Consider the following 10,736-nt stretch of genomic DNA (forward strand, 5'->3'; position numbering starts at 1 on the left):
CTCGCTTGCTTGAACACGACGGGCTCACCGCCTCCGGGCTAGAACACAATCGCCCCGAGCGCGTTCCGTAGCCTCTTCTGGCCCTCCAGCTCCATCGGTGCAGGTGGATCTGTTTGCGGGCATGTTCAAGCCGGCTGCCTCGAAGCGGCTACGGCCGGCGCGGAGGGCGTTGAACAGCCTGACCACGGGTTGAACACCCCGACTCGGGGTGTCGGCCGGCTGCCGCCGAGGCCCATCGACGGGCATTGGCGACAGCCGGGTTGAACACGTGACGAGCCTGCTTGAACAAGATCAGCAGTGTTCATGATCTGTTCAAAGTCCCTGGTGGCGTGGTGGCACAGCGCCGACCGGCACTCCCGCCGGACGGCACACGGTCATCACGAGGGAGCACCACCATGGACCGTCGTACCCCCACCGCCGAGCCGGCCGTCGTACGGCGGGGCGAGACGTTGCTCACCGACATCGATTACCGGTTCCGGCTGATGGGGCGGGGACCGAGCCCGTTGTCGGTGGACGGCCGCAGCCTCGGTCACGGCCTGCCCCGCCGGGGCATCGCCCTGCCCGAGCTGTCGGCGATCCTGATGCACCCGTCCTGCGGCTACGCCGCCCGGGACGCGGCGTGGCGGCTGCTCGTGCAGCGCGCCCGGACCGGCGACCCGGCGTGGCGTGCCGGCGCGGTTGGTGTCGCGTTGCCGGGCCTGCGGTTCAAGGCGTACCTGCTGGCCAAGCTGTTCACCGGCGACGTGCAGGCCGCCATCGTCGAGCACTTCCTCCGCGCTCTCGGGACGGTCGATGTGGCCAAGCCGAGTGTGGTCGGCAACCTGCTGTCCGCCGCATTCTCCAAGGCCCGTACGGAGCTGCGGGATCTGGAACCGGCCTCTTCCGGCGTGCCGAACCACGCCCCGGGGGCGGTGGTGCCTCCGGCCCCGTACGGCCACCCGGATCTCGTCCTGGCCCGCGCGGTCACCGCCGGGGCCATCACCGTCCAGGAGGCGGAGCTGATCGGCGCGACGTACCTGGAGGAGGTCAGCCTCACCGCCTACGCCGAACGCACCGGCCAGCCCCGCTGGAACCTCTACAAGCGTCGTACCGCCGCGGTCGCCAGGCTGCGGGCCGCGATCGAGTCCGGTGAGCTGTCTGACGCGTACGCCGATGTGGTCACCGAGGCCACGGCGACGGTGGTCCTCGACGCCCCGCCCGCCCGGAAGCGTCCATGAGCAGCCTGCCTGAGCTGTGGTTTTCCAATTCGAGGATCGGATTTGTAATCCCCTAGTGTCAGCGCTCGTCGGCGGACGTGGCCCACACGCCCATGCCGAAGCCCCACTCCACCGCCCCCGGTGACCGGCCTCAGCCGGCACCGGTCGGCCTGCTCCTCGCCCGCAGCCGCGTGCCGCGCACGCCCCGCCGGGTTGTGCCGGACTGGCACGGGCTGTCCCCGAGCCACCTCGCCTACCTCATCCGCCGCTATACCCACGGCGGTGACGTGGTGCTCGACCTCGACGCGCACCCCGCCGCCATCGCCGCGACCGCCTACCTGGACCGGGTGCCGGCCCGGCTGTTCACCGGTCGCCACGGCCTGCACGTGCGGCTCCTGCCGCCCGCTCCCGAACGCCGGACGCGCCACGCTGTTCGCCATCCCGGTCCACGGGTCGACCTGATGCTGGCGACCCTGCCGAAGGGCGCACAGAGCCTCGCCCGAGACGGCATCGCCGCAGCAATGAACACCTGGCGGCCTCTGCTACGCCCCGGCGGCTCCCTGCTTGTCCGACTCGCCAGCCGGCAGTCTCAGTCGGGCGAGGTCAGCCGGCGTGCCACGGTCATCGCCGCCGCCCGCGCCGCCGGATTCTTCTACCACCAGCACATCCCCGCCGTCCTCGTCCCGCTGCCCGAACACGAGCCACGCACCGCCCCGGAACGCCCCGACGAAGCCGATGACGGCCGCCGCCTGCTCGCCGGCCGTCACCTTCCGACGTTCCAGGACCTGCTCGCGTTCGGGACCACCGCCACCGGTGAGGAGAACACCCGTGCCTGAGCCCCGTCCGCCGTTCCAGCCCGCCGAACCCCACGACTCCGAATCGCCGCACCCCGGCGCGTCCGACCTGGCCGCCGTGCTCACCGAGGGCTACCTCGGTGCGGTCTGGCTCACCGGCCAACACCCATCCCGCGACCTGCGACGCGGCCGATACACCCCGGAGTCGCTGACGCATCCCGGCAAGATGCTGCCGACAATCCCCCGGTACGCCATCGGCACCTACACCAACCCCGTTGACGTCGTCCTGGCCGAGGGACCGGGGGCATTGGCATGACGGAGACCACCAGGCTTGACGATTACGACGAGGCAGAGCGTCCATCTATGCCGCACACGTCGATCACACCGTTCGGGACCGATAGTCGGGGGATCACCGCTGCGGACCTGCGGCTGCTTCCCGTCGCGTTTCCGTTCGACCCGGTGGTGCCGCAGGCGTTCGGAATCAGCCGCAGCGCGGCCTACCGGGCACTCGCGGCAGGGCAGTTACCGATCACTCCACTGCGGCTCGGGCGAAAGTTGATCGTGCGGCGCGCGGATCTACTCACCGCCCTCGGCATCGATGAGGAGCCCGGACGCGGCGAGTGGGCGACACACGGCGCCGAGGACGCCACCCGGCGTCCTCGGCGCTAACCGAGCGGCCTCGCGTGGGGTCGCGAGAGCGACGTGGAGGAAAGGTGAACCGACCGTACGTGCAACGTGGCAAGCCCGTCGTGGGCGTGTTCCAGCGTTGTAAGAACGACTGCTCGCCAGCGGGTTGCAAGCGCGGCCACACATGGACCTTTATGGTGGAACTGTCGGACCCCAGCGGGCAGCGGCGGCAGGTGAAGAAGGGCGCATTCGCCACCGGCAAGGACGCGGCCGAAGCCCGAGCTGAAGTGATCCGCAAGCATCGCGAGGGTCTGCTCCCGCAGGACACCGGGATGACGGTAGCAGTGTGGTTGCGGCAGTGGCTCGTCACCCAGGAAGAGGTTCGGGGTCTCCGCGACGGCACCATCGTCGACTACCGCCGCCACATCGAGAGCTACTGGATTCCGAAGATCGGCAACGTCAAGCTTGTTGACTTCCGTCCCCAGCACGTCACCAACGCGCTGCGCGCCATCAAGCAGGAACGCGAGAAACAGATCAGCGAAGCCAAGGAGTTAGGGGCCCGCTACGAGGCCGAGGCCGCAGCAGCCGACGAGGATCGCAAGCGGGCAGGCCGTAAGCGCCCGGTGAAACCGAAGCGGGTCGTGGTGCCCCGCCGTTTCGGTCCTGCTACGGCCCTGCGGGCACACGCCACCCTCCGAGCTGCGCTGAACGCCGCGATCCGGGCGGAGAAGGTGTCCCGCAACGTCGCGGCGCTGGCTGACCGGCCGAGGGAAACGCGGCGGAAGGTGAAGCCTTGGAAACCGGAGCAACTCGGTGCCTGGCTCGACGCCATCGCGGGGGAGCGGTTGTATCCGCTCTACCACCTGGGTGCCTTCGCCGGTCTGCGTCGCGGCGAACTCTGCGGCGTGAGCTGGGACGACATCGACCTCGACGCCGGGCATGTCATCGTCGGGTGGCAGATCACCGGCATCAGCTACCGCAAGGCGAAGGCCGCCGAGAAGCAGGGGCGGACAATGAGCTACCGGGTCCGGCCGAAGACCAGCGACGGGGAGGACCGCACAGTTGATCTCGATGCCGTGACGATCCTGGTGCTGCGGGCGTGGCGACGTCAGCAGGCGAAGGAACGGCTGGCGCTGGGCCGGGCCTACCGGAACCGCGAGAACCTCGTGTTTACCCGCGCTGACGGGACGCCCCTTGACCCGGACCAGGTATACAAGACGTTCAAACGTTTGGTACGCCGACACGGGCTGCCCGAGGTGGCGTTGCATCACCTGCGGCACGGGTCGGCGTCGCTGCAGATCGAGGGTGGTGTCGACATCGCTGTCATCTCCAAGCGCCTCGGCCACAGCAAGATCAGCCTGACCAGCGACACCTACGGGCACCTGATCGGGACCGTGGGCAAGTCGGCAGCCGAAGCGGCGGCAGCGGTAGTTCCCCGGCGGCGGGCAGGGTAGCGGACCAAGATCCCTACCATTTCCCTACCAGCTTGCCCTGCGCAAATGAAGGGCATCGATTAAGTCGCAAGATGATCAAGCGTTGACCAGCCTGAACGGGTGGAGCGGGCGACGGGAATCGAACCCGCACCGTCAGTTTGGAAGACTGAAGCTCTGCCATTGAGCTACGCCCGCGTACGCCCCGGAAACCGGGACGCGCCCGACAGCCTACCCAATGCCAGCGGCGCCCGCGCGACCGTATCCGCGCGCCGCGGCGTCCATGATCCGCGCGCGACGTGGCCGGGCGACGCCGGAGGCCGCAGCATCGCGGAGAGCGTCGCCTTCCCCAGGGTTGGAGGCGGCGTGAAAGTGCGCCGCCTGTGTCCGGTTCGTCCTCGTTCGGCGCGTTGGGGGACGCCCCGGCATCCCGTTGTCGGGCCGACGGCATAGACTGCTGGTCGCCACGGGGTGTGGCGCAGCTTGGTAGCGCACTCGCTTTGGGAGCGAGGGGCCGTGGGTTCAAATCCCGCCACCCCGACTGCCGCACGCAATGGACCGCGGCACCCGGATGGCTGGCACGCGGGGCGGCTCCGCGGCTGGTCCCGGGCGCTGCCGGCCCATCGTGCCGGCTCACCTACACTCGATGGGCCGAAAGTGCGCCCGAACTCAACCGAGATCCGTCAAGGAGTACGCCTGTGAAGAGCACCGTCGAGACTCTGAGCCCGACGCGCGTGCGGCTCGCCATCGAGGTGCCGTTCGTCGAGCTCGAGCCGAGCCTCATGAAGGCGTACCGGGAGATCGGCCAGCAGATCCAGATCCCCGGCTTCCGTAAGGGCAAGGTGCCGCCGGCGATCATCGATCAGCGGGTGGGCCGGGGCACCGTGCTCAACGAGGCGGTGCAGGAGGCCATCCCGCAGAACATCCTCTCCGCCGTGCGGGAGCACGACCTGAAGACGCTGGGTCGCCCCGAGGTCGAGATCACCGAGTTCAACGACGGCGACTCGCTCAACTTCACCGCCGAGGTCGACGTCCGGCCGGAGATCACCGTGCCCGACCTGGCCGCTGTCGAGGTGACGGTCGACGAGCTCCAGGTGGACGACAGCGAGATCGACGAGCAGGTGAGCAGCCTGCGTGAGCGCTTCGCCACCCTCAAGACCGTGGAGCGGCCGGCCGCCGAGGGCGACTACGTCCAGATCGACCTGCGGGCGACCGTCGACGGCGAGGAGGTGCCGGGCGGCTCGGCCAGCAACATCTCCCACGAGGTGGGCAGCAAGCAGCTCCTGCCGGGCCTGGACGAGGCGGTCGTGGGTCTGGCCGCGGGCGACGACACCACCTTCACCACCCAGCTCGTCGGTGGGGACTTCGCCGGCCGGGACGCCGACGTGTCGGTGACCGTGCGCACCGTGAAGGAGAAGGAGCTGCCCGCGCTCGACGACGAGTTCGCCCAGCTGGCCAGCGAGTTCGACACCATCGAGGAGCTGCGGGCCGACCTGCGGGAGCGGGTCACCCGGGGCAAGCGGGTCGAGCAGATCTACGCCGCCCGGGACAAGGCCCTCGACCAGCTCGTCGCGGCGGCCGAGGTGCCGGCGCCGGAGGGCGTGATCCGCGACGAGGTCGAGAGCCGCAAGCAGGCGATGGTCGACCAGCTGGAGCGCATCGGCGCCTCCCTGGAGGACTATCTCGCCGCCGAGGAGAAGACCGAGGAGCAGATCGACGCCGAGCTGGCCGAGGCCGCCACCCAGGGCGTCAAGGTCCAGCTGCTGCTCGACACGCTCGCCGACGCCGAGGACGTGCAGGTCTCCGACGACGAGTTCGGTCACGAGATCGTCCACCGCGCCCAGCGTGCCGGCATGGCCCCCCAGCAGTACTACGACCAGCTCGTCCGGTCCGGCACCGCCGGCGCCGTCTTCGGCGACGTCCGCAGGGGCAAGGCGTTGACCGCGGTGATGGAGCGCATCACGATCAAGGACGCGGCCGGCAACGAGATCACCATGGACGCGCTGCGTGAGGCGAGCGAGCAGGAGCACTCGCACGAGCACTGATCGCCGGGTGGGGCCACCGTCCGCCGGTCGCGGTGGGTGGTGGCCCGATCCCTTTTCGGGTACGCCTCGGGGGTGCTGCGCTGAGAGCGAACAGTGCCCGGACCGGGACTCTGCCGACCGGCCCACCGGTTAGTGTCGGACACGACGGTACGGAAAGCGAAGGGCTGCCATGACCGACATGCACATCCCAGCGAAGCCACTCCGGGCGATCGACGCCCGCGGCGGTGACACCATTGGCAACCTCGACGACTCGGTCTACAACCGGTTGCTCAAGGAACGGATCATCTTCCTGGGCAGCGAGGTGACCGACCAGGTCGCCAACCGCATCTGCGCGCAGCTGCTGCTGCTCGCCGCGGAGGATCCGGACCGCGACATCAACCTCTGGATCAACTCGCCCGGTGGCTCGGTCTACTCCGGCATGGCGATCTACGACACCATGCAGTTCATCGACAACGACGTGTCGACCGTGGCGATGGGGATGGCCGCGTCAATGGGTCAGCTGCTGCTCTGCGCGGGCACCAAGGGCAAGCGTTACGCCCTCCCGCACGCCCGGATCATGATGCACCAGCCGTCCGGCGGCATGGGCGGCACCGCCGCCGACATCGCGATCCAGGCCGAGCAGATGCTGTACACCAAGCGGATGTTCCAGGAGCGGGTCGCCCATCACACCGGCCAGCCGCCGGCGCAGATCGAGGCGGACTCGGACCGGGACCGCTGGTTCACCGCGCAGGAGGCCGTGGACTACGGCTTCATCGACAAGGTGATCACCGGGGCCACCCAGGTTCCCGAGGGCGCCGGGACCCTGAGCTGATCGAGGAGCAGACGATGACCGACCTGAGCCTGCCGCCACAGTTCGCGGCCGTGCACAACCGCTATGTCCTGCCGTCGTTCGTCGAGCGCACGTCGTACGGGGTCAAGGAGTCCAACCCGTACAACAAGCTCTTCGAGGACCGGATCATCTTCCTCGGCGTCCAGGTGGACGACGCGTCGGCCAACGACGTGATGGCGCAGTTGCTCACCCTGGAGGGGACCGACCCCGACCGGGACATCATCATGTACATCAACTCTCCCGGCGGCTCGTTCACCGCCATGACGGCGATCTACGACACCATGCAGTACGTCCGGCCGGACATCTCGACGGTCTGCCTCGGCCAGGCCGCGTCCGCTGCCGCGGTGCTGCTGTCGGCGGGCACCCCGGGTAAGCGGATGGCGCTGCCGAACTCGCGGATCATCATCCACCAGCCGGCCACCGAGGGTGGCTACGGGCAGGGCTCGGACATCGAGATCCAGGCCCGGGAGATCCTGCGGATGCGTACGCAGCTGGAGGAGATGCTCTCCCGGCACTGCGACCGGCCGGTCGACCTGGTCCGCAAGGACATCGACCGGGACAAGATCATGACGGCCGAGGAGGCCCGCGAGTACGGGCTGGTCGACACGATCCTCACGAGCCGCAAGAAGGGCCTGTTGGCCGCGAACGCCGCCAGCTGACCAGTTTGGGACAGGGGTCGGCCGGGCCCGTCGCCGGCCGACCCCTGACACACCCGTTTTGGGGGTCGGAGAAACCTCCAACAGGGGGTAACGTCGGGTCCGTACCGCTTCGCCGGGTGACCGACGCGGTGGCAGAAGACGGGCGGAGCGTCAGCATCCGCAGGTCGTGGCCGGGGCTCCGGCCGATGAGTGCAGGGAGAACGTAGGTGGCACGGATCGGTGACGGCGGCGACCTACTCAAATGCTCCTTCTGCGGTAAGTCGCAGAAGCAGGTCAAGAAGCTCATCGCGGGCCCAGGGGTCTACATCTGCGACGAGTGCATCGATCTCTGTAACGAGATCATCGAAGAGGAGTTGGCCGAGTCCGGCGAGGTGAAGTGGGAAGAGCTTCCCAAGCCGATGGAGATCTGCCAGTTCCTCGACAACTACGTCGTGGGGCAGGAGCAGGCCAAGAAGGCACTCGCCGTCGCGGTCTACAACCACTACAAGCGGATCCAGGCCGAGGCGGCCGGGGCTCCGGGCGCCGGCAACGACGGCGTCGAGCTGGCCAAGTCGAACATCCTGCTGCTCGGGCCGACCGGGTGTGGCAAGACCCACCTGGCGCAGACCCTGGCGCGGATGTTGAACGTGCCGTTCGCCATCGCCGACGCCACCGCGCTGACCGAGGCCGGCTACGTCGGCGAGGACGTGGAGAACATCCTCCTCAAGCTGATCCAGGCCGCCGACTACGACATCAAGCGGGCCGAGACCGGCATCATCTACATCGACGAGGTCGACAAGATCGCCCGGAAGTCGGAGAATCCGTCGATCACCCGGGACGTCTCCGGTGAGGGCGTCCAGCAGGCGTTGCTGAAGATGCTCGAAGGCACCGTGGCGAACGTGCCGCCGCAGGGCGGTCGCAAACACCCGCACCAGGAGTTCATCCAGATCGACACCACAAACGTGCTGTTCATCTGTGGTGGTGCCTTCGCCGGGCTGGATCAGATCATCGAGGCGCGGACGGGGCACGGCGGCACCGGCTTCGGCGCCCGGCTCCGTGCGGTCTCCGACCGGTCCACCGACGACATCTTCGGTCAGGTGATGCCGGAGGACATGCTCAAGTTCGGCCTGATCCCGGAGTTCATCGGCCGCCTCCCGGTGATCACCAGCGTGCGCAGCCTCGACCGCACCGCGCTGGTGCGGATCCTCACCGAGCCGCGCAACGCCCTGGTCCGGCAGTACCAACGGCTGTTCGAGCTGGACGGCGTCGAGCTGGAGTTCGAGCACCCGGCGCTGGAGGCGATCGCCGACCAGGCCATGCTTCGCGGCACCGGTGCCCGCGGCCTGCGCGCCATCCTGGAGGAGGTCCTGCTCTCCGTGATGTACGAGGTGCCGAGCAACCCTGACGCCGCTCGGGTGCTGATCAGCCGCGAGGCGGTGTTGGAGAACGTGAATCCGACAATCGTCCCGCGGGAGTTCACCGGCCGTCGGGCCCGGCGCGAGCGCGAGGAGAAGTCCGCCTGAGCCGCTGCCGCGCGCTGCGCCGGTCAGCCGTCCGCCCGTACGCTGGCAGTCATGCGCGTCGCCGTCTGCCAGCTGAACTCCCGGGATGACCGCAAGGCGAACCTGGCTGCCGCGGATGCCCTGATCGACCGCGCGGCCGACGCCGGCGCGGACCTGGTGCTCCTTCCGGAGTACGTCGACTACCTGGGGCCCGGTGCCGGGATGCCGGCACCCGAGCCGGCCGACGGCGAGGTCGGGCGGTTCTTTGCCGCCGCCGCTCGTCGGCGTGCCGTCTGGGTGATCGTCGGCTCCTTCCACGAGGCCGGCCCCGACCCGGACCGCACCTGGAACACCATGCTGGTCTTCGACCGGTCCGGGACGCTCGCCGCCAGCTATCGCAAGATCCATCTGTACGACGTGGAGATTCCGGGCCGGGTCTCGTATCGGGAATCGGCGACCGTGGCGCCCGGCGACCAGCCGGTGGTGGTCGACGTGGAGGGCCTTCGCGTCGGCCTGTCCATCTGCTACGACCTCCGTTTCCCCGAGCTGTACCGGCGGCTTGCCACCGCCGGCGGTGCACAGCTACTGGTGGTGCCGGCGGCCTTCATGCTGCATACCGGGCGGGATCACTGGGAGGTGCTTCTGCGCGCCCGCGCGATCGAGAACCAGTGCTTCGTGGCGGCGGCCGGGCAGACCGGTGACCACGAGCCGGCCCGGACCTGTTACGGGCGGAGCATGGTGGTCGACCCGTGGGGGACGGTGCTGTCCCAGGTGCCCGACGGCGTCGGGTTCGCGGTGACCGATGTCGACCTGGCCCGTCTGGAGCGCGTCCGCGCCGAGCTGCCGAGCCTGGCCAACCGCCGGCTCTGACCCTGCTATCCCTGGAGCAGCACGCCGACCAGCGCGAAGCCGGCGATGGCAGCGGCGGTGATCAGGAGCGCCGTGCTCATCCGCGACGGGCCGCGACGAGCCAGCCGCCCGATGGAGGCCAGGACGGCGAACAGCACGAAGGCTCCGATGATCAACTGCCAGAACGGTAACAGGAGGCCGAGCAGCGCGTCCTCGGCGAGGACCGGGCTGGCGGGCCGGGACACGTCATCCATGCCAGACACTCTGGCACGCCGGTGCCGCTCGCGGTCGGCCGCGCGGTGATGCCCGGCAGGCAGTGCACGACCTCCCGTGGCTGCCGGCGGTTCCGCCGGTGCGCCGATGCCCGGATGGCAGGGCAACGTTGGCCGCACGTGCGGCGCGGGCGGCCTCGCCACCGTCGGACATCGACGAGCGATGATTTGCCTTATCCGGGGCGTCCGCGTAACTTTCTCTCTGCACGCGGGAGGCCGGGGCAAACCGGCCGACAACGGGCGCCAGGATCGCGAAGACGACGTCGACGTGAGACTGAGACCGGGCGGTGCGAGACACTCCACGAGATGGAGTTGCGATCGCGAAGCCGGCCGGGTAAGGTGCTGAGGCTGGCAGGGTCCGGGCGGGTCGCCATGATTGGTGATCAGCTGGTCTGCCGTTCTCCACGACAGAAGCGACCGCCGACAGGCGTGCGTCATCGTGGGCCCCGAATGAGCTACGAATAGGCCTGGCGAGTCAGGTTGACCTCGGAGAGCGATTCGGATAGTTTGGAGCGGTTGCCCCAGACGCGGTTTCAGCAACTGAGACCGTGGTG

At 69.0% G+C, this 10,736-nt stretch carries 10 protein-coding genes, 2 tRNA genes and 1 pseudogene; 11 read left to right on the forward strand and 2 right to left on the reverse strand.

All coding sequences use genetic code 11. From position 1 onward, the window contains the following. The first annotated feature begins 395 nt into the window (after positions 1 to 395). The 5 genes and pseudogenes from KIF24_RS06015 (at position 396) to KIF24_RS06035 (ending at position 4,071) form a co-directional block, all read left to right on the forward strand. The gene (locus tag KIF24_RS06015; protein ID WP_221083100.1) at positions 396 to 1,217 is read left to right on the forward strand and encodes a hypothetical protein; all 822 of its coding nucleotides are present in this window, start codon (positions 396 to 398) and stop codon (positions 1,215 to 1,217) included. Positions 1,218 to 1,309: 92 nt separating this feature from the next. Then, positions 1,310 to 2,032: a hypothetical protein gene (locus KIF24_RS06020; RefSeq protein ID WP_221083101.1), complete on the forward strand. Its 723-nt coding sequence runs from the start codon at positions 1,310 to 1,312 to the stop codon at positions 2,030 to 2,032. Beyond that, positions 2,025 to 2,279, forward strand: a pseudogene (locus KIF24_RS06025) (site-specific DNA-methyltransferase); the annotation flags it as partial. The gene KIF24_RS06020 and the pseudogene KIF24_RS06025, both read left to right, overlap by 8 nt. Before the next feature lie 23 nt (positions 2,280 to 2,302). Beyond that, positions 2,303 to 2,659, forward strand: a complete 357-nt coding sequence (locus KIF24_RS06030) for a helix-turn-helix domain-containing protein (protein WP_221083102.1) — start codon at positions 2,303 to 2,305, stop codon at positions 2,657 to 2,659. Between the two features lie 44 nt (positions 2,660 to 2,703). Beyond that, positions 2,704 to 4,071 carry a tyrosine-type recombinase/integrase gene (locus KIF24_RS06035; protein WP_221083103.1) on the forward strand — a complete coding sequence of 456 codons (1,368 nt, stop codon included), beginning with the start codon at positions 2,704 to 2,706 and terminating at the stop codon, positions 4,069 to 4,071. A gap of 100 nt (positions 4,072 to 4,171) precedes the next feature. On the opposite strand, the gene KIF24_RS06040 is transcribed toward KIF24_RS06035, so the two are convergent. Next, positions 4,172 to 4,245: transfer RNA gene (locus KIF24_RS06040), tRNA-Gly, on the reverse strand. Between the two features lie 269 nt (positions 4,246 to 4,514). Here KIF24_RS06040 and KIF24_RS06045 point away from each other — a divergent pair. The 6 genes from KIF24_RS06045 (at position 4,515) to KIF24_RS06070 (ending at position 9,931) form a co-directional block, all read left to right on the forward strand. After that, positions 4,515 to 4,588 (forward strand) — tRNA-Pro (locus tag KIF24_RS06045). A gap of 157 nt (positions 4,589 to 4,745) precedes the next feature. Next, positions 4,746 to 6,092, forward strand: a complete 1,347-nt coding sequence (gene tig / locus KIF24_RS06050; protein WP_221083104.1) for a trigger factor — start codon at positions 4,746 to 4,748, stop codon at positions 6,090 to 6,092. Between the two features lie 169 nt (positions 6,093 to 6,261). After that, entirely contained in the window at positions 6,262 to 6,903 is a 642-nt protein-coding gene (locus tag KIF24_RS06055) for a ClpP family protease (RefSeq protein WP_221083105.1), read from the forward strand. 14 nt (positions 6,904 to 6,917) lie between these two features. Beyond that, the gene (locus KIF24_RS06060; RefSeq protein ID WP_221083106.1) at positions 6,918 to 7,580 is read left to right on the forward strand and encodes an ATP-dependent Clp protease proteolytic subunit; all 663 of its coding nucleotides are present in this window, start codon (positions 6,918 to 6,920) and stop codon (positions 7,578 to 7,580) included. Between the two features lie 206 nt (positions 7,581 to 7,786). Further along, positions 7,787 to 9,082, forward strand: a complete 1,296-nt coding sequence (gene clpX / locus KIF24_RS06065; RefSeq protein ID WP_221083107.1) for an ATP-dependent Clp protease ATP-binding subunit ClpX — start codon at positions 7,787 to 7,789, stop codon at positions 9,080 to 9,082. A gap of 51 nt (positions 9,083 to 9,133) precedes the next feature. Beyond that, positions 9,134 to 9,931 (forward strand): carbon-nitrogen hydrolase family protein, encoded by a 798-nt coding sequence (locus KIF24_RS06070; protein WP_221083108.1) that lies wholly within the window; start codon positions 9,134 to 9,136, stop codon positions 9,929 to 9,931. Between the two features lie 5 nt (positions 9,932 to 9,936). Here KIF24_RS06070 and KIF24_RS06075 read toward each other — a convergent pair whose 3' ends face one another. Beyond that, a complete protein-coding gene (locus KIF24_RS06075; protein ID WP_221083109.1) occupies positions 9,937 to 10,164 on the reverse strand; it encodes a hypothetical protein in 228 nt (75 codons plus the stop codon). Positions 10,165 to 10,736 lie beyond the last annotated feature (572 nt).

This window comes from Micromonospora tarapacensis, from assembly GCF_019697375.1.
GTDB lineage: Bacteria > Actinomycetota > Actinomycetes > Mycobacteriales > Micromonosporaceae > Micromonospora > Micromonospora tarapacensis.